At 55.4% G+C, this 19,113-nt stretch carries 15 protein-coding genes and 3 tRNA genes; 4 read left to right on the top strand and 14 right to left on the bottom strand.

Translation table 11 applies throughout. The features are described 5' to 3' along the window. Nucleotides 1-17 precede the first annotated feature (17 nt). From hflC to nnr, 9 genes are all read right to left on the bottom strand, one after another. A complete protein-coding gene (gene hflC / locus F3I20_RS12930; RefSeq protein ID WP_013359179.1) occupies nt 18-1,022 on the bottom strand; it encodes a protease modulator HflC in 1,005 nt (334 codons plus the stop codon). Between the two features lie 3 nt (nt 1,023-1,025). Beyond that, nucleotides 1,026-2,264 (bottom strand): FtsH protease activity modulator HflK, encoded by a 1,239-nt coding sequence (hflK, locus tag F3I20_RS12935; protein ID WP_150013609.1) that lies wholly within the window; start codon nt 2,262-2,264, stop codon nt 1,026-1,028. 227 nt (nt 2,265-2,491) lie between these two features. Beyond that, entirely contained in the window at nt 2,492-3,772 is a 1,281-nt protein-coding gene (gene hflX, locus F3I20_RS12940; protein WP_150013611.1) for a ribosome rescue GTPase HflX, read from the bottom strand. Nucleotides 3,773-3,844: 72 nt separating this feature from the next. Beyond that, nucleotides 3,845-4,156, bottom strand: coding sequence for an RNA chaperone Hfq (gene hfq / locus F3I20_RS12945; protein ID WP_009087468.1), 312 nt, complete (start codon nt 4,154-4,156; stop codon nt 3,845-3,847). A 104-nt stretch (nt 4,157-4,260) separates the two neighbouring features. Beyond that, nucleotides 4,261-5,211: a tRNA (adenosine(37)-N6)-dimethylallyltransferase MiaA gene (gene miaA / locus F3I20_RS12950; RefSeq protein ID WP_013359182.1), complete on the bottom strand. Its 951-nt coding sequence runs from the start codon at nt 5,209-5,211 to the stop codon at nt 4,261-4,263. Further along, the gene (gene mutL, locus F3I20_RS12955; protein ID WP_150013613.1) at nt 5,204-7,063 is read right to left on the bottom strand and encodes a DNA mismatch repair endonuclease MutL; all 1,860 of its coding nucleotides are present in this window, start codon (nt 7,061-7,063) and stop codon (nt 5,204-5,206) included. Before mutL ends, miaA begins: the two co-directional genes overlap by 8 nt. Nucleotides 7,064-7,109: 46 nt before the next feature. Then, complete coding sequence (gene amiB, locus F3I20_RS12960) at nt 7,110-8,771, bottom strand: N-acetylmuramoyl-L-alanine amidase AmiB (protein WP_150037677.1); 1,662 nt, start codon at nt 8,769-8,771, stop codon at nt 7,110-7,112. Beyond that, complete coding sequence (tsaE, locus tag F3I20_RS12965) at nt 8,768-9,244, bottom strand: tRNA (adenosine(37)-N6)-threonylcarbamoyltransferase complex ATPase subunit type 1 TsaE (RefSeq protein ID WP_150013617.1); 477 nt, start codon at nt 9,242-9,244, stop codon at nt 8,768-8,770. The genes amiB and tsaE overlap by 4 nt, the downstream gene beginning before the upstream one ends. Next, a complete protein-coding gene (nnr, locus tag F3I20_RS12970; RefSeq protein ID WP_150019318.1) occupies nt 9,241-10,761 on the bottom strand; it encodes a bifunctional ADP-dependent NAD(P)H-hydrate dehydratase/NAD(P)H-hydrate epimerase in 1,521 nt (506 codons plus the stop codon). The genes tsaE and nnr overlap by 4 nt, the downstream gene beginning before the upstream one ends. Between nnr and queG the strand changes: the two genes are divergently transcribed. Next, nucleotides 10,760-11,899 (top strand): tRNA epoxyqueuosine(34) reductase QueG, encoded by a 1,140-nt coding sequence (queG, locus tag F3I20_RS12975; RefSeq protein ID WP_150013621.1) that lies wholly within the window; start codon nt 10,760-10,762, stop codon nt 11,897-11,899. The two genes, nnr and queG, sit on opposite strands and share 2 nt — an antisense overlap. A 348-nt stretch (nt 11,900-12,247) precedes the next feature. Here queG and F3I20_RS12980 read toward each other — a convergent pair. From F3I20_RS12980 to orn, 4 genes are all read right to left on the bottom strand, one after another. Further along, nucleotides 12,248-12,323, bottom strand: a tRNA-Gly gene (locus F3I20_RS12980). 25 nt (nt 12,324-12,348) lie between these two features. Then, nucleotides 12,349-12,424: transfer RNA gene (locus F3I20_RS12985), tRNA-Gly, on the bottom strand. Between the two features lie 28 nt (nt 12,425-12,452). Next, nucleotides 12,453-12,528: transfer RNA gene (locus tag F3I20_RS12990), tRNA-Gly, on the bottom strand. Between the two features lie 154 nt (nt 12,529-12,682). Further along, complete coding sequence (gene orn / locus F3I20_RS12995) at nt 12,683-13,231, bottom strand: oligoribonuclease (protein WP_003855299.1); 549 nt, start codon at nt 13,229-13,231, stop codon at nt 12,683-12,685. A 101-nt stretch (nt 13,232-13,332) separates the two neighbouring features. Between orn and rsgA the strand changes: the two genes are divergently transcribed. The 3 genes from rsgA to mscM all read left to right on the top strand — a co-directional run bounded on the left by rsgA (nt 13,333) and on the right by mscM (nt 18,796). Beyond that, nucleotides 13,333-14,382, top strand: a complete 1,050-nt coding sequence (gene rsgA / locus F3I20_RS13000; RefSeq protein ID WP_150013623.1) for a small ribosomal subunit biogenesis GTPase RsgA — start codon at nt 13,333-13,335, stop codon at nt 14,380-14,382. 170 nt (nt 14,383-14,552) lie between these two features. Next, a complete protein-coding gene (gene asd, locus F3I20_RS13005) occupies nt 14,553-15,452 on the top strand; it encodes an archaetidylserine decarboxylase (protein WP_150059919.1) in 900 nt (299 codons plus the stop codon). 14 nt (nt 15,453-15,466) lie between these two features. Then, nucleotides 15,467-18,796 carry a miniconductance mechanosensitive channel MscM gene (gene mscM, locus F3I20_RS13010; RefSeq protein WP_150013625.1) on the top strand — a complete coding sequence of 1,110 codons (3,330 nt, stop codon included), beginning with the start codon at nt 15,467-15,469 and terminating at the stop codon, nt 18,794-18,796. An 81-nt stretch (nt 18,797-18,877) separates the two neighbouring features. Here the strand turns inward: mscM and tnpA are convergent. Beyond that, nucleotides 18,878-19,113, bottom strand: a 236-nt coding sequence (gene tnpA / locus F3I20_RS13015; RefSeq protein WP_150019317.1) for an IS200/IS605 family transposase, incomplete at its 5' end; no start/stop codon positions are given.

The following is a 19,113-nucleotide window of genomic DNA, read 5'->3' on the forward strand; positions in this document are numbered from 1 at the left end:
ACAGGTTATATCAGTTCTTAACGTGTCGCGTTAGAGGGCGCCTTCATATATCGGAAGAAGTCGCTATCCGGGCTTAACACCATGACATCCTGATTTTCATTAAAGCTGTTTTCATAGGCACGCAGGCTACGAATAAAGGCGTAGAAGTCAGGATCTTTGCTGAACGAATCTGCAAACAACCGTGCCGTTTCCGCATCACCGTCACCGCGCGTGATCAGGGCTTCACGCTGGGCTTCAGCCAGAGTACGCGTCACCTGGTAATCGGCCTGAGCACGCAGTTTTTCTGCCTCTTCCTGACCCTGTGAACGCTGACTACGCGCTACGGCTTCACGCTCAGCACGCATACGGTTGAAGATTGCATCGGAAACTTCGGTCGGCAGGTTGATCTGCTTGATGCGCACATCCACAACCTGAATACCCAGCGCTGCCATGCTGTTTGGATTCGGTGCTGGCTCGCTGCTGTTGGTTTCACGCTCTACACGGGCTGCTGCGCTGGCAATTGCATCATCAGCCGCAGGTGTGGCGATTTCATCGTCACTGCCCGCAGAACCGGTATTCAGCGCGTCACGGACATCGGTGGTCAGGCGACCACGGGAGTCTGTGACGATATCTTTCACATCAAGGCGACCCATTTCAGAACGCAAACGGTCACTGAACTTACGTTTCAGCAGCACTTCCGCCTGAGAGACATCCCCGCCACCGGTAGCCAGGTAGTAGCGACTGAAATCGCTGATACGCCATTTGATGTAGGAGTCCACGATCAGATCTTTCTTCTCTTTGGTAACAAAGCGATCGGCCTGGTTATCCATCGTCTGAATTCGCGCATCCAGCGTTTTAACCGTTTCCAGGAATGGGATCTTAAAATGCAGACCCGGCTCAAACACCTGGGGTTTGTTTTCGCCGTCGCGCAGGACTTTACCGAAGCGCAGAACAATGCCTCGCTGCCCTTCCTGCACCACAAACAGCGACGCATAGAGCGCCACCAGCACGACAATGATTAAAAATACTATTGGCTTACGCATCGATTACTCTCTCCCTTCGCGCTGGCTGTCGCTGCGCTGAGCATTCGCCCGACGCTGATCCATGATATTGTCCGGACTGTATGACGACGTGTCATTGCGGCTGGCGTTGCGATCGGAGATGGCTGGCAGCGAAGAACTGTTACCGCCTTTCTGACCATTCTGGCCTGGTGCAGCCTGACCGCCACGCATCAGTTGATCCAGCGGCAGCATCATCAGGTTGTTACCGCGATCGTTAACCAGTACTTTGCGGGTATGGCTCAGCACGCGTTCCATGGTCTCGATATAGAGACGCTCTTTGGTGATTTCAGGCGCGGCTTTATACTCCGGCAGAATCTTGGCGAAACGCGCCACTTCACCCTGCGCTTCCAGAACGGTACGCTCTTTGTAAGCGCGCGCCTCTTCCAGAATACGTTGCGCCTGGCCATTAGCACGAGGCTGAACTTCGTTGGCGTAAGCTTCTGCTTCACGAACATACTGTTCGCGGTTTTCACGTGCGGCAATCGCATCATCAAACGCAGACTTCACCTCTTCCGGCGGACGGGCAGCCTGGAAGTTGACGTCCAGCACGGCGATCCCCATGTTGTAAGGGCGAATTGTTTCATCGATTTCACGCTGGGTGTCGCTACGCACCACGGTACGGCCTTCGGTCAGAATGCGGTCCATGGTAGAACGACCAATCACGCCGCGCAGCGCACTGTCAGTGGCCTGACGCAGGCTGTCATCCGCGCTGGTCACTGCATAAAGATAACGTTCCGGATCGGTCACGCGATACTGCACGTTCATTTCCACGCGTACGACGTTTTCATCTGAGGTCAGCATCACGCCAGAAGCCGCCAGTTCACGCACTGCTTCAACGTTAACCGCGCGTACCTGATCAACAAATGTCGGTTTCCAGTTCAGGCCGGGTTCAACCAGGTGACTGAACTTACCGAAGCGCGTTACCACGCCACGTTCCGCTTCTTTGATGGTGTAGAAACCGCTTGCAGCCCAGATGACTACAGCAGCAACAGCCACGATGCCAACGATTTTGCCACCGCTGCCGGAGCCGCGCTGACCGTTATCGCTCTGTTTGCCACCGCCCAGTCCACCAAGCTTCTTGCTCAGCTTACGGAAGATATCATCCAGATCAGGAGGCCCGGATTCCCGTCCTCCCTTATTTCCCCCAGAGTTGCCGCCTTGATTATTGCTGCTTCCCCACGGGTCGCGGTCCTGTCCGTTATTTCCGGGCTGATTCCACGCCATGTCTCTACTCCATTTATTGTAATTACGGTTTTTACCCTTCATCTTTCGGATTGCAGCGGTACTGGCTGCCTGCGTTCACCCCGGTCACTCATCTGCGCAAGCGCCCGGGGATTCACTCAGTTGCCGCCTTGCTGAAATCCGAAATACCCGGGTAAATCCTGCGTATTCAGGCCTGCAACGAAAGTGCGACAATCTTCAATTTTAAAGGTAAATGCGTTTGGGCAATATCAAACAATGTAACTGGTCAGCGACGGTTCCTGCTTACATAAACGCATCCACTCAATAATGGGCATACGTATCTGCAATCCTACACTGCCGTCTTCTTCATTCCACTCTTTCTCAATCGCCTGCAACTGATAGAAACGGCTGCGAAGTCGCCCCGCCTCCGGTGGCAGACGTAACGCGTGCTGGGCAATTTCCCCTGACAGGCGCTCGGAAAGAGCCTGCCACAGCAACGGAATGCCTGCACCGGTCTGGGCGGAAAGCCAGACGCGGATGGGCAGGTTCTCTTCGTTGCGATCGATACGCGGTTCGAAGCCGTCCAGCATATCGATTTTATTCATGACCAGTAAGGTCGGAATTTCGTCCGCTTCAATCTCTTCCAGTACGGTATCGACGGCGGCGATATTTTCCGTAACGCGAAGATCGGCACCATCAATCACGTGCAGTAACAGCGTCGCCTGACGTGTCTCCTGCAGCGTGGCTTTAAATGCGGCAACCAGATCGTGAGGAAGATGGCGAATAAAGCCGACCGTGTCCGCCAGAACCACGTCTCCGACATCGGCAACATTCAGACGGCGCAGTGTGGGGTCAAGTGTCGCAAACAGCTGGTCTGCGGCAAAGACGTTGGCAGAGGTCATGGCGTTAAAGAGGGTCGATTTGCCGGCGTTGGTGTAACCCACCAGAGAAACAGTTGGCACATCCGCTTTAGCACGAGACTGTCGCCCCTGCTCACGCTGTTTTTCAACCCGCTCAAGACGAGACAGGATCTGACTGATACGTCCGCGCAGCAGACGGCGGTCGGTTTCTAACTGTGTTTCACCCGGGCCACGCAAGCCGATCCCGCCTTTCTGACGTTCAAGATGCGTCCAGCCACGTACCAGACGTGTCGCAAGATGACGCAGCTGCGCCAGCTCAACCTGCAATTTACCTTCGTGGGTACGTGCGCGTTGGGCAAAAATATCCAGAATCAGACCGGTGCGATCAATGACACGACATTCGCACAGGCGCTCGAGGTTTCTTTCCTGAGCGGGCGTAAGGGCATGATCGAATAATACGACCGATGCTCCAGTTGTTTTTACCGCATCGGCAATTTCAACGGCTTTTCCTTCACCGACAAAATACTTGGGGTGTGGCGCTTTACGGCTGCCAGTGACCACTTGCAGCGCCTCAACGCCAGCAGAAGAGACCAGGGTTTCAAACTCCTGTAAATCTTCTACTTCTTTGTCTTGGGAGAACCAGATGTGTACCAGTACGGCCTGCTCACCGGCATCATAACGGTCAAACAAGCTATAACCTCGCTAAATAAAAGACCAGGACGGAAAACCTCTGTTCTCCGTTCCTGGCTGTACGGCGACGCGTTATTCTGCGTTATCACCGTCTTGTTGTGGCTGTGGCTGCGCAGATGTGTTGCTGCCACCATGATGGTAATTGTTGCTGCCGCCACCGGTATTATTGCTATGGTGAGAAACCGGGCGCGAAGGAACAACGGTAGAAATGGCGTGCTTATAAACCATCTGGCTTACCGTGTTTTTCAACAAAATGACGAACTGATCAAATGACTCAATCTGACCCTGCAGCTTAATACCGTTAACCAGATAAATCGAAACCGGAACACGTTCACGACGCAGTGCGTTCAAAAACGGGTCTTGTAATGATTGCCCCTTAGCCATTCTATCTTTTCCTTATATGCTTGTTGTTTGTTGCTAGTAGAACCTATGGTTCTGAAAAAAACTGCGTAAAAATTTGCGCACGATAACCCATCAATTGTACACAATCACCCATGCTTCGCACTAAGAACCTGTAAGACTGTATCACGCGCCAGCCGGGGCTCGTCACTGTCAAGCCAGTGAACATTTTCCCAACCGCGTAACCAGGTCATCTGTCGCTTAGCAAGCTGCCGGGTTGCGCAAATTCCCCGATAAACCATCTCGCTGTAATCGATTTCGCCCGACAAATAAGACCACATCTGACGATAACCAACACAACGAATGGAAGGCATGTCCGTATGCAAATCACCTCGTGCAAACAGGGCCCGAGACTCCGCTTCAAATCCTGACGCCAACATCTGCTCAAAACGCAACGCGATGCGCTGGTGCAGCAATTCGCGGCTCGCGGGGGCGATGGCAAACTGTTGCACGTCGTAGGGTAACGCTTCACCGGATGTTTTTGTCAGTTCCGTTAAAGTTTTACCCGAAATAAAAAAAACTTCCAGTGCTCGCGAAAGTCTCTGCGGATCATTCGGATGAATACGACTACCGGCAACCGGGTCGATTTCACACAGCTGGCGGTGTAAAGCTTCCCAGCCTTTTTCACGCGCCGTTTGCTCTATCCGCTGACGAACGTCGGGATCGGCCGAGGGCAACGGCGACAATCCTTCAAGTAACGCCTTGAAGTAGAGCATGGTTCCACCAACAAGCAACGGTATTCGTCCGGCTTCAACGATATCCGCCATTTCTGCTAAAGCATCCCGCCGGAACTCCGCTGCCGAATAGGCTTCTGCGGGGTCGCGGATGTCGAGCAGACGATGGGGTGCCACTGCTAACTCCTCAGCCGACGGTTTCGCCGTGCCAATATCCATCTGACGATAGATTAAGGCAGAATCTACGCTGATTAGTTCCACTGGTAACTGCTTACGCAATTCAATTGCTAAAGCCGTTTTGCCAGACGCCGTGGGTCCCATCAAAAAAATAGCCTTTGGCCGGCCAGCCTGGTTTAGTTCACTCATGCTTCAACGCGTTGACTGCGCTCTCAATCTCTATGGGCTGTAATAAGCCTGAAGGCGGCGATTTCAGCAGCTGAGGACAAAGCCGTTCAAGTTCTGCCAGCAGGTTAATCGCCTGTGAGTGATTCCAGTCAGAGGACTCTGTTTCATGACGCCGCGCCAGCCACTGGGCCAGTTGCGTCGCAGAGTTCTCCTGCTGCCGGGCGAGATAGCCTAACAGCTCAGGAATCAAGATTTGTAAATTTTGTGTTCGTAACGGTAAAGGCACCGCGCGCAACGTCACGTGGTCTCCTTCGGGCTGAAGTTCAATGCCCATCTGATTGAGCAGGCTACTGTTTTCTTTTGCCGCCCGTCGTTCTTCCTGAGCGATTTTCAGGCGCACCGGGATTAGCAGTGGCTGCGGTTTAAGTCCCTCTTCGCCCGGTTCAAGCTGCGCCTGTTTCAGCCAGCGGGCCGCTACCGGCAACGCCATCAGCATTAATGTCTGATCCCGCTCCAGCAGTGCAAAGTGATTGTGCAACACGGTCAGTACACGGCCAAAACTCTGAGCATGCGCAGCCAGTGGCGAAGGTTTTTCGGCCTGACGCACTGCCGGCTCGCGGGCTTTTGGCGGTGATGACGTGCTGACAGGTGTTTTCAGCAACTGCTGATAAACCGCACCTTCACGCTGACGATACCCATTCTCTTTGTTCTGCCATGCCGGTGCAGGCTGCGTTTCGCGCCCGGATGCGGCTGATTTCCTCTCGCTGGCAGACGGCGCAGGCTGCGCAAAATGATTACCGCCTGCTGCCTGACGGTTTTCCGGCTGCCAGCGCGGTGCGGGCTCTTCTGCGTGGATCGCAGGTAAGGCCGGTGCCGCCGTCGCCTGTAATGCGCTGACCACCCCCTGATAGATAAAATCGTGTACCAGGCGTGACTGATGAAAGCGTACTTCATGCTTGGCCGGATGGACGTTGACATCAACCTGATGCGGGTCAATCTCCAGGTAGAGCACATAAGCGGGCTGCTGATCATCCTGCAGCTGAGTCTGGAACGCCTGGCGGATAGCGTGGTTAATCAGCTTATCGCGCATCATCCGGCCATTCACATAGCAATACTGCAGATCGGTGACCTGGCGCGAACCGGCGGGGTCGGCAACCCAGCCGCGCAGCGAGAGATCGTCATGCTGCCAGTCGATGCGCAGCGCATGCTGCATAAACGGGGTGCCGCAGATAGAAGCCAGCCGCCGTTCGCGCTGACTCTCCTCGCTGACGGCCCGATACTGACGCATCATTTTACCGTTGTGGCTCAGCGACAGTGCCACGTCGAAACGCGCCAGGGCAATACGGCGTATTACCTCGTCGATATGACCGAACTCGGTTTTCTCGGTCCGCATAAATTTGCGGCGTGCCGGCGTGTTATAAAACAGGTCCAGCACTTCCAAAGTAGTACCGCAGGGATGCGCCGCCGGTTTAACCGTTACCGCCATATCACGCCCTTCTGCATAGGCCTGCCAGGCTTCAGTTTGATCGGCGGTGCGTGAGGTGAGTGTCAGGCGGGAGACAGAACTGATACTGGCCAGCGCTTCACCGCGAAAACCCAGGCTCATGATCGCTTCCAGGTCATCCAGTGAGGCTATTTTACTGGTAGCGTGTCGGGCGAGCGCCATCGACAGCTCGCTTTTCACGATTCCGCAGCCGTTGTCACGAATGCGAATCAGCTTTGCGCCGCCCTTTTCAATATCAACGTCAATGCGCGTCGCGCCGGCATCCAGGCTATTCTCCACCAGCTCTTTAACCACGGAGGCAGGACGCTCAACCACTTCACCCGCCGCAATCTGGTTAGCCAGCTGGGGTGGTAAAATTTGAATCGGCATGATTTTCCTTTTAGCTGGCAGCCCGGCACCTTGGCCGGGCAAACAATCAGGATGCAGGAATTTTCAGGTTCTGCCCCAACATGACGTTGGTCGACTTCAGATTATTGGTCTGCATTATCGCTTTCGGACTGACGCCGTAGTGTGCGGCAATGCCGGTTAATGAATCGCCCACTACAACTTTGTGACGCACAACGCCGCGTGGCGTAGCGCGACTGGCGACTGCACTGGCCGGCACTTTCAGCCGCTGTCCGACCCACACCACATCCCGCTTCAGGGTGTTCATCTCACGCAGGGTGTCCATGCTGACACCATACTTCGCGGCAATACCGGAAAGCGTCTCACCGCGCGTTACCGTATGGCGCTGCGTTGCACCGGTATATTGCGTCACCCCGGTCGCCGGGTTGCTGGCGACGCTAACCGCTGGCGACGAGCCCAGCGGCCGGTTTTCCTCCTTTGGGATGGATTGCAGCGGGTGCGCCAGGAAATAAGTGCGCAGACCCTTATAGATCGACTGCGCAATCTTATCCTGGTGTGCGCTACTGCCTAGCAGTCGCTCCTCCGAGGAATTACTGATAAAGCCGGTTTCCACCAGCAAAGAAGGAATATCGGGTGAACGCAGCACGCCCAGACTGGCATGCTCAGGCAGACGTTTATGCAGTGAGGTTACGCTACGCATCTGCTGCAAGACTTTCTGCGCGATGTCATAACCGACGCGCTGCGAATGGCCGAACTGCAGGTCAAGTACTGCCTGACTGAGGTAGGGATCGGCCTGACTGTTAGCCAGCAGGTCACCCGCGCCGCCCAGCAGCTCAGACTGTTTTTCTTTCTGCTCCAGCCAGTTTGCCATCTCGTTGTTGGCGCGACGATTGGACAGGACCCAGACCGAGGCACCGGTCGCCGCATGGCTTGGCGCGGCGTCAGCGTGAATAGAGACCAGCACGTTGGCATTCGCTTTACGCGCCACGTCGGAACGTCCCATGACCGAGATAAAATAGTCGCCATCGCGCGTCAGGACGCCTTTGAACATCGGATCGTTGTTGAGTAACACCCGCAGTTTGCGGGCAATGGCGATAGTGACGTTTTTCTCTTTCAGTCCGCGCTGCCCGATTGCGCCGGGATCCTGGCCGCCATGTCCGGCATCAATTGCCACAATCACCGTGTCATTCTGGCTGACGGCAGTGCCGGGACGTACGGAACTCGCGGTGCTGGTCACGGACGTCACCGGATTCGAATTGAACGGGTTAGCCGCTGCGGCACTCTGCGTAGGTACGCGCGTCGGTGCTGTGACGGGCGCAGGCACACTGCGCGTGACAGCGGGCGGCTTGCCGGTAATCGTGAAGACCACGCTGTAGCTGTTACCATTGCGTTGGGTGACTGCTCGGGTTTTACCCGCCTGCGTCAGCTCAAACACCAGCCGTACGCTCTGTTTGTCTTTTGGGGTGCTGGTCCGAATTCGCTTTACGATGTTTTCGCCACTGAAATTCAGCGGCAGTCCCTGAACTACACCACTCTGGCGCACATCCAGTACCACACGATTCGGGTTGTGCAGAGAGAAAAAGGCATAGACCGGCTGTCCGGCAAAGTTCAGCGTAATGGTAGCCTGATTATCGCCATTGGCCACTTTGATATCGGACAGCGTGGCGGCAAACAGGGGCGTACAGACCAGCAGCATCAGTGATACCAGTGCTATTTTCATCCGTGACATCATGCCTGATCCCTGCCCTGACCAACGTGTTCAAGCCATTGCTGGCCGGACGCGGATTGTGCTGTCAGTTCCGCTTCACGCGCCTCACCCACATAACGCAGCGTTAAGGTGAGATCGGGCTGCGGTAGAAAACCGGCACCCTGCTGCGGCCATTCCACCAGACAGATGGCATCACCACTGAAGTAGTCGCGGATGCCCATAAACTCAAGCTCTTCGGGGTCGGCAAGGCGATAGAGGTCGAAGTGGTAGAGCGTACGGCCATCCAGCGTGTAAGGTTCAACGAGGGTGTAAGTAGGACTTTTGACATTGCCCCGATGGCCCAGCGCCTGCAGAAAGCCGCGGCTGAAGGTGGTTTTACCCGCCCCCAGATCGCCATAGAGATAAATCACTGCCGCGCTGCCACAGGCGCGCGCCAGCTGAGCGCCCAAACTGAGCGTAGCCGCCTCATCGGGCAAAGAAATAACACAGGTCTTCATGCTTCTTTATTCATCTCAGGATTAACAAACTGCCACAGCAGATCCAGTAAATCAGTGGCCAGCATACCGCGCGTACCGCGTTCTGCCGCAACCGCATCGGCCGCTGCACCATGTGCAACGCAGCCCGCGCAGGCTGCATCGAACAGCGTCAGTTTCTGACCCACCAGCGAGGCGATAATTCCACTGAGGAGATCGCCCATACCGCCGGACGCCATACCAGCATTGCCCACATCCGCAAAGGCCATTTCGCCCTGCTCGCTGGCAATCAGCGTGCCAGCACCTTTCAGTACCACTACGCCACCATAACGCTGCGCCAATGTCTGGGCTGCATGTAAGCGGTCACTCTCAATTTCACTGGTCTCGATATTCAGCAAACGCGCCGCTTCGCCAGGATGCGGCGTAATAATGCGATTCTGACGTTTCTCAGCACTGATTGCCAGCAGGTTAAGTGCATCTGCGTCCCAAAGCATCGGCTTTTCACTGCCTGCTACCCGCTTCAGTGCCTGCTTTCCCCATTCGCGCTGACCCAGACCGGGTCCAATCGCGATGACATCAGCCCACTCCAGCGCCTCCGTCAGGCGTTCATCCGTAAGTTCATCGACCATAATTTCAGGCCGTGCGGTCAGAATCGGAATAACATTATCTTTGTGAGTGAGTACTCGCACCAACCCACTGCCGCTGCGTAACGCAGCTTCTGCCGTCATTCGAACTGCGCCAGCGGTACCCGCATCACCTCCAACGACCAGCAGCCGGCCATGACTACCCTTGTGCGAGGTCGGTTTACGTGGCTTAAGCCAGCGGGTTAATGCGCTGGCATCATAACGGGCGATGGGTGCCTCTTCTCCGGCCAGAAAAGCAGCCAGACCAAGATCGGCATACCAGAGCTTTCCGATGTAGTCTCGCGCCTTGCCGGTGATCTGGCCCGGTTTCAGTGCGACCATACTCAGCGTATGACTGGCATTCATCACCTCGCCGGGTGCGGTGCCGTTGCGCGCGGATAGGCCAGAAGGCATATCAATGGCGACTATCGGTGCCGCATGGGCGTTTGCCCGCTGAATCAGCGTGGCATAAGGTTCTTCGGGCGCACGATTGCTGCCGGTTCCCAGCAGGGCATCGACAATCACATCAATCTGATCTGGCCAGGTCGCATCGGCCGCATGGATTTCCCCGCCCGCATCCAGCCATGCGTCCCGCGCGCGCTGTGCCTCTTCCGGCAGCGCTTTTTCACTTTCGCACGCCAGCACCGTAATGGTTTTCCCCGCCGCCTGGCCCAGTCGCGCCAGCACGTAGCCATCACCGCCGTTATTGCCGTGACCGCACAGGATAAGCCAGTGGCTGGCTTCGGGCCAGTGCGCTGTCAGATGCTCGTAAGCTGCCTGCCCGGCTCGCTGCATCAGCTCATACAGAGTAATCCCGAGCGCATCGGCTCCCTGTTGCTCAAGCTGCGCCACAGCCTGCGCAGGCCAGACAGAATATGGTAAACTGCGGCTGTTTTTCTTCGAATCCTGGTCACTCATGTCATACCCTCTCGATCTTCATGAACTCGCACAACAGATTAAACAGTGGGGATTGGATCTCGGCTTTCAGCAGGTCGGCATTACCGATACCGATCTCAGTGCAGAAGAGCCGCGCCTGCAGGAATGGCTGGATAAGCAGTATCATGGTGAGATGGCCTGGATGGCGCGACACGGCATGATGCGGGCGCGTCCTCATGAGTTGCTGCCCGGCACGCTGCGCGTCATCAGCGTTCGTATGAACTACCTTCCGGCCAAAGCTGCCTTCGCCAGCACGCTGAAAAATCCCCAACTAGGCTATGTCAGCCGTTATGCACTCGGTCGTGATTACCACAAAGTATTGCGCAATCGACTGAAAAAGCTTGGAGAAATGATCCAGCAGCACTGTGGCGAGCTGAATTTCCGGCCGTTTGTGGATTCGGCACCGCTGCTTGAGCGCCCGCTGGCGGCCAAAGCCGGACTCGGCTGGACCGGCAAACATTCGCTGATACTGAATCGGGAAGCCGGCTCGTGGTTTTTCCTCGGCGAGCTGCTGATCGATATTCCGCTACCCGTGGACACCCCGCAGCCGGAGCAGTGTGGCCGCTGCGTTGCCTGCATGACCATCTGCCCCACCAGCGCTATCGTTGAGCCTTACGTCGTGGATGCCCGGCGCTGTATTTCCTACCTCACCATTGAGCTGGAAGGGGCTATCCCGGAAGAATTTCGTCCCCTGATGGGCAACCGGATTTATGGCTGCGATGACTGCCAGCTGATCTGTCCGTGGAATCGCTATGGACAACTCAGTGACGAAAGCGACTTTTCACCGCGCGCGGCGTTACATGCACCGGAGCTACTCGATTTGTTTCAGTGGGATGAAGCGAAATTTTTAAGCATCACGGAAGGCTCAGCAATTCGCCGTATTGGCCATTTACGCTGGCTCCGCAATATTGCCGTGGCGCTGGGTAATGCGCCCTGGTCAGCGGACATTGTGCCAGTACTGGAACAGCGGCTCGGAGAGAGTGAACTGCTGGATGAACATATTCTGTGGGCGGTCGCCTGTCAGCAGCAGAAACGCCAGCAACTCGTCGTGGACGTGCAGCCTGCTCAGCAGAAACGGCTGGTTCGTGCAGTTGAGAAGGGTTTACCGCGTGATGCATGATTGAACAGCGAGCCGCTGAATATCGTTTTCCACATGCTGTGAATAAAAATAAAAAGCTGTTGTCATTCAACTGCAACAACGCTGATTTCACTGTGGAATAACAAATTGAAATATCTTCATAAACTTAAATATCAACAACTTATAAAAAATTTGTGTTTATTTAATAATGAGACTACCGCTGCGGTTAAATCACAAGGCTGTGGATAACTCTGTTCAGAACACATTTACAGATCGCCCTGACAGGCATGAAAGATGGGGGTGGTGCTGTGGATAACTTCAGAAGACAACTAAAATCACCCGACCAAAAACAGCCGTATAACGAACTGAAACAGGGGGTGATGTAAAATCTGGAGCGGGAAACGAGACTCGAACTCGCGACCCCGACCTTGGCAAGGTCGTGCTCTACCAACTGAGCTATTCCCGCATAGAAGGGTACTGCTTTATAAAACTGGAGCGGGAAACGAGACTCGAACTCGCGACCCCGACCTTGGCAAGGTCGTGCTCTACCAACTGAGCTATTCCCGCAAAGAGGTTACTGCTTACACTTTAAATCTGGAGCGGGAAACGAGACTCGAACTCGCGACCCCGACCTTGGCAAGGTCGTGCTCTACCAACTGAGCTATTCCCGCGCCTTGTACCGAAACTAAATTCTTCACCGGTACGGGGTGCGCATTATACGAGAAATCGTTGCTGCTGCAAGCGTCTGAAAGCAAAATTTTTCGCTTTCAGCGCGTTTGCTGATTAAATCAGCAACCTGGTGGTTTCATGCGCACCCGTCGTCGATTAAAGCTGCAAAAAGTGTTCGCGGTAGTAAGCCAGCTCCGCCACCGACTCGCGGATATCATCCAGCGCCTGGTGCGTACCGCCTTTTTTAAAGCCAGGCAGGATTTCCGGTTTCCAGCGGCGAGCCAGCTCTTTCAGGGTACTGACATCCAGATAGCGATAGTGGAAATACGCTTCCAGCTCAGGCATATACTTAAACAGGAAGCGGCGATCCTGCCCGATGCTGTTGCCACAGATTGGCGACGTGTTAGCCGGGACCCACTGTTTCAGGAATTCAATGGTCGCCAGTTCGGCTGCGCGATCGTCAATCTGACTTTCCTTCACTCGCGCAACCAGACCGCTGTTGGTGTGGGTGCGGACATTCCATTCATCCATTAGCGCCAGCTGCGCATCGGACTGATGGACGGCCATGACCGGCCCTTCCGCCAGAATGTTCAGGTTGGCGTCAGTCACCAGGGTTGCAATCTCAATAATACGATCGTGCGTCGGATCAAGTCCGGTCATCTCAAGATCAATCCAGATCAGATTCTGTTCATTTCCAGTAGCCATGCTGTTTCCTGCGGTTGCTGTAGTCGTCATTCACGATGAATAAGGTGTATCATAGACGTTTTGCCCAGCCGGGCGAAATCTGGCTAACGCTGTGAGGGTGAGTGAGTAAAAATAAACTGTCGAAGGGCCAACAACGTCGCGTAAGCGCTAACCACGATCGCCGTCTCAACCAGCGCAGAGAGCGTCCGGAAGCGGATGATAACCTGTTTGGTGAAGCTGCAGACGGGGTCGTTGTGAGTCGTTTTGGCATGCATGCTGATGTTGAGGATAGCGCAGGCGTCGCCCACCGTTGCAACATCCGCCGTACTATTCGTTCGTTGGTTACGGGCGACCGTGTGCTGTGGCGTCCGGCTACCAGCGGCGGCAAAGGCATTGTTGAAGCGGTGCATGAACGCACCAGCGTATTAACCCGCCCCGATTTTTACGACGGCGTGAAGCCGATGGCGGCGAATATCGATCAAATCATCATCGTCTCTGCGATCCTGCCGGAACTGTCGCTAAACATCATTGATCGCTATCTGGTTGCCAGCGAAACGCTGGACATCGAACCCTTACTGGTCCTGAACAAGACCGATCTGCTGGATGACGAGGCGCGCGTCTTTGTTGATCAGCAGATGGCTATCTATCGCGATATTGGCTATCGCGTGGTGATGGTCTCCAGCCGGGCGAAAAACGGTCTGGACGATCTGAAAGCGGCCTTGACCGACCGCGTGAGTATCTTTGCTGGTCAGTCTGGCGTCGGCAAATCGAGCCTGCTGAATGCCCTGCTCGGCTTTGACAAAGATGAGCAGGTCGCGATTCTGACCAACGAAGTGTCAGACGGTTCAGGCCTGGGCCAGCACACCACTACCGCATCCCGCCTGTATCACTTCCCGCACGGCGGTGATGTGATTGATTCACCCGGTGTGCGTGAGTTCGGTTTGTGGCATCTGGAACCAGAACAGGTTACGCGCGGCTTTGTCGAATTCCGCCCCTTCCTGGGCTATTGCAAATTCCGTGACTGTAAACATGGCAGCGATCCCGGCTGTGCGATTCGTGAAGCGGTCGAACAGGGAAAAATCCACATCTCCCGTTTCGATAACTACCACCGTATCCTGGAGAGCATGGCGCAGGTAAAAACGCGTAAAAATTTCCCTGATGGTGAAAGTTAATCGGTATAACCGCGTCTGAAGGGATAAGCTGCTGCATTTTGCGAGGTGGATTCCGATCACGCGTACGGACCGTGCAGCGTGCCGGAAATCAGGTATAGTCGCCATCTGAACAGGGCACTGCTACAATCCGCCCCCTTTTTACCATGTCCTGAAATAGCCAGGAGGCTAAGGTGTTTGATCGTTTAAAACTCGGCTTGAATCATATTCTCCCGAAGAAATGGCTGACTGAACTTGCCGGTTGGGGCGCCAGTCGCCGCGGTGGTTGGTTGACCAAACTGGTCATTGACATCTTTGTCTGGTTTTACAAAGTCGACATGGCGGAGGCGCGCAAGCCCGATACCGCCAGTTATCGCACGTTTAATGACTTTTTCGTTCGTCCGCTGAAAGACGATGCGCGTCCGGTGGATGCTGATGCCAGCCTGATCGCCCTGCCCGCAGATGGTGCTATCAGCCAGCTCGGCCATATTCATGGCGATCAGATTTTCCAGGCTAAAGGTCATCATTACACCATCGATGCTCTGCTGGCGGGAGATGAGCGGATGGCCGCTCAATTTGTGGAGGGTGAGTTCGTCACCACCTATCTGGCACCGCGCGATTATCACCGCGTCCACATGCCATACAACGGTATCCTGCGTGAGATGATTTATGTGCCTGGCGATCTCTATTCAGTCAACCCGCTGACCGCGCGTAATATTCCCAACCTGTTTGCCCGTAACGAGCGCGTCATCTGCTATTTCGAAACGGATATCGGACCGATGGTGCAGATTCTGGTGGGTGCGACGATTGTCGGCAGCATTGAAACCGTCTGGGCGGGCACCATCACCCCACCGCGTGAAGGTGTGATCAAACGCTGGCACTATCCGGCAGCGGATGATGAAGGGGCGGTAGTACTGCTGAAAGGACAGGAAATGGGACGCTTTAAACTCGGTTCGACGGTCATCAACCTGTTCGCGCCTGGTCGCGTCAAACTGGCTGAAAGTCTGGAAGCAGAAAGCAAAACCCGTCTGGGTCAACCGCTGGCGATCGCGCTGCCGGTAGCGACAGACATTTCCGACGTCATCGTCGACTAAATTGAGTGTCCTCTGTGCGTTCGATTCTCCTCCTGCTGCTGAGCCTGTGGCTCAGCAGCCCGGCCTTCGCGGCCAGCCTTCCTGATGCCAGCCAGCTCAAACAGCAGCTGGAAGAGATAAAATCGGCTAAAAGTTCTCCATCCCAGGCGGAACAGATCCAGACGATTGAAGCTGCCTTAAACTTCCTCTCTGAACGCGATGACTCGCTGGAGCGCGCGGCGCAATATCAGCAGGTGATTGATGACTTTCCGCGTCTGGCGCGCGAACTGCGTCAGCAGATTGCCGCACTAAGCGACAGCGGAAAAACCGTACGCAGCAACATGAGCAGCGCCGAGCTGGATCAGGAGATTCTGCAGGTCAGCAGCCAGTTGCTGGAAGAGGGTCGTCAGGCTCGCCAGGAGCAGGATCGGGCGCGGGAAATCAGCGATTCGTTGTCGCAACTGCCGCAGCAGCAGACTGAAGCGCGCCGGGCGATGACGGAGAGTGAACGCCGGCTGCAGGGCGTCAGCACCAGTTCACCACAGGGCCAGCTGCAACTGGCCGCTCGCCAGGCGGAAAGCGCCGCAAATAAAGCGCTCGTTGATGAACTTGAGCTGGCCCAGCTCTCCGCCAATAACCGTCAGGAACTGGCGCGGATGCGGGCTGAAGTTCACCAGCGTAAAGCGACGCAGCTTGATAACTATCTGCAGGCACTGCGCAACCAGCTCAATGATCAGCGGCAACGTGAAGCGGAAGTCGCTCTCGCCCGCACCGAGCAACTGGCGGAAAACAGCGGCGATCTGCCGCCGGCGATCAGCGATCAGTTTCGGGTTAACCGCGAACTCTCTGTTGCGCTGAATCAGCAGGCGCAGCGTATGGATCTGGTGGCATCGCAGCAGCGGCTGGCCACCAACCAGATTATTCAGGTCCGTCAGGCGCTCTCTACGTTGAGAGAACAGTCGCAGTGGCTGGGCGCGTCTAATCTGCTGGGCGAAGCGCTTCGGGCGCAGGTCGCACGTCTGCCAGAGATGCCTAAGTCACAGCAGATTGATAATGAGATGGCACAGCTTCGCGTACAGCGTCTCTATTATGAAGATCTGCTGGAGCGTCAGGAGACGCTGAGTAAAGGACGGCAGGCCGATGGCCAGCCCTTCACCGCAGAACAGAAGCGTATTCTTGATGCGCAGCTACGCACCCAGCGTGAACTGCTCAACTCCCTGATCTCCGGCTGTGACACCCTGATTCTGGAGATCACCAAGCTCAAAGTCGGCAACACCCAGCTGCAGGATGCGCTGACAGAAGTCAAAGACGCGACGCACCGCTATCTGTTCTGGACCGCTGACGTCAGTCCGATCGGTCTGAGTTATCCGCTGGATCTGGCTAAAGATCTTTCCCGTCTGCTATCGCTGGATACGCTGGGTCAGCTTGGCAAAGCGATGGCGATGATGTTTACCAGCCGCAATTCGGTGCTGCCGATTATTGGTGCCCTGCTGCTGGTGGGTTTCAGCATCAGTTCGCGCCGCCACTTCAATGCGTTTCTTGAACGTTCCGCCAGCAAAGTCGGCAAGGTCACCCAGGATCGTTTCCGCCTGACCATTCGTACCGTGTTCTGGTCGATTCTGGTAGCGCTGCCGCTGCCGGTATTGTGGGGTGCGCTGGGTTATGGCCTGCAGAACGCCTGGCCCTACCCTATCGCCGTGGCGATTGGCGATGGCATTACCGCCACGCTGCCGCTGCTGTGGGCATTTATGATCAGCGCCGCCTTTGCCCGTCCGAATGGCCTGTTCATTGTGCATTTCCGCTGGCCGCAGAACCGGGTAGCGCGCGCCATGCGCTACTACTCACTGAGCATCGGCCTGATTGTGCCGCTGATTATGCTGCTGATCGCCTTTGGCAATCTGGAAGATCGGCAGTTTTCCTCGTCGCTGGGTCGCCTCTGTTTCATCCTGATCTGCGGAGCAATCAGCATTGTTACGGTCAGCCTGAAACGCTCCGGTATTCCGCTCTATCTCGATAAAGAGGGGAATGGCGAGAATATGGTGAACCGGATGCTGTGGAACCTGATGATCGCCATGCCGCTGATGGCTGCCCTCGCCTCCGCCGTGGGGTATCTGGCGACCGCGCAGGCGCTGCTGGCGCGACTGGAAACCTCAGTCGCCATCTGGTTCCTGCTGCTGGTTATCTATCACATTATCCGGCGCTGGATGCTGATTCAGCGTCGCCGTCTTGGTTTTGACCGCGCCCGTCAGCGCCGTGCCGATATGCTGGCTAACCGGGCGCGTAGTGAAGAAGAGAAAGAGCAAAGCGCGCTGAATACCGACGCGATTGAAATCGAAGAGCCGGTGATTGATCTGGATGCGATCAGTGCGCAGTCGCTGCGGCTGGTACGTTCTATCCTGACGCTGATTGCCCTGGTCTCGGTGATCGTGCTGTGGTCAGAAATTCACTCGGCCTTCGGCTTCCTGGAGAATATTCAGCTGTGGGATGTCAGTACGTCCGTACAGGGCGTGGAGTCGATTCAGCCAATCACCCTGGGTTCAGTACTGATTGCTATTCTGGTGTTTATCATCACCACTCAGCTGGTGCGCAATATGCCCGCGCTGCTTGAACTGGCACTGTTGCAGCATCTTAATCTGACGCCGGGTACCGGTTACGCCATAACCACACTGACCAAATATCTGCTGCTGCTGATTGGCGGGCTGATTGGTTTCTCCATGATTGGTATTGAATGGTCGAAACTGCAGTGGCTGGTTGCTGCGCTGGGTGTGGGACTGGGGTTTGGCTTGCAGGAGATTTTTGCCAACTTTATCTCTGGCCTGATTATCCTGTTCGAAAAGCCGATTCGTATTGGTGATACCGTGACGATCCGCGACCTGACCGGCAGTATTACCCGGATTAACACCCGTGCGACCACCATTACCGACTGGGACCGCAAAGAGATCATCGTGCCAAACAAGGCCTTTATTACCGAGCAGTTTATTAACTGGTCGCTGTCCGATTCCGTAACGCGTGTGGTGCTCACCATCCCGGCCCCGGCCAAAGTCAGCAGTGAACAGGTAACCACCATTCTGGTACAGGCGGCCGAGCGCTGCAGTTATGTGCTTGATACGCCACCGCCGGAGGCGTTCCTCGTCGATCTGCAGCAGGGGATTCAGTTATTTGAGGTCAGGGTACATGCCGCAGAGATGGGACACCGTATGCCGCTGCGTCATGAGCTGCACCAGCTGATTCTGCTGGGATTTGAGCAACACGGTATCGAGATGCCGTTCCCGCCGTTCCAGATGCGCATGGAAACGCTGGGCAAGAAGCTGCCTGCCAGCAACGGTGCGCCCGCAGCCCGCGCCTATAAATCTGGCGGCCTGTAGTAAAAATCCGCCTTCATAGAAGGCGGCTTTGTTTTCCGCCCCATGGGGGCGTACTAAGTTCGGACTCTTAGAGCCCTCTCTTTACACCTCATGAAGCGACAGTTGTTTATCTTCAACTTCATGCTTCTCTTGATATTTTACATATTTACGGATCATTTCAGCATTCACGCCCACTGTATCCACGCAGTACCCTTTGGCCCAAAAGTGATTGCCCCATAACTTGTGCTTACGCAGGTAGGGGAACTTGTTGAACAGCCTGATTGCTGTTCTTCCTTTCAGATGGCCCATGACTTCTGACACTGATAACTTCGGTGGGA

Source organism: Candidatus Pantoea gossypiicola, from assembly GCF_008632075.1.
In the GTDB taxonomy this organism is placed as follows: Bacteria; Pseudomonadota; Gammaproteobacteria; order Enterobacterales; family Enterobacteriaceae; genus Pantoea; species Pantoea gossypiicola.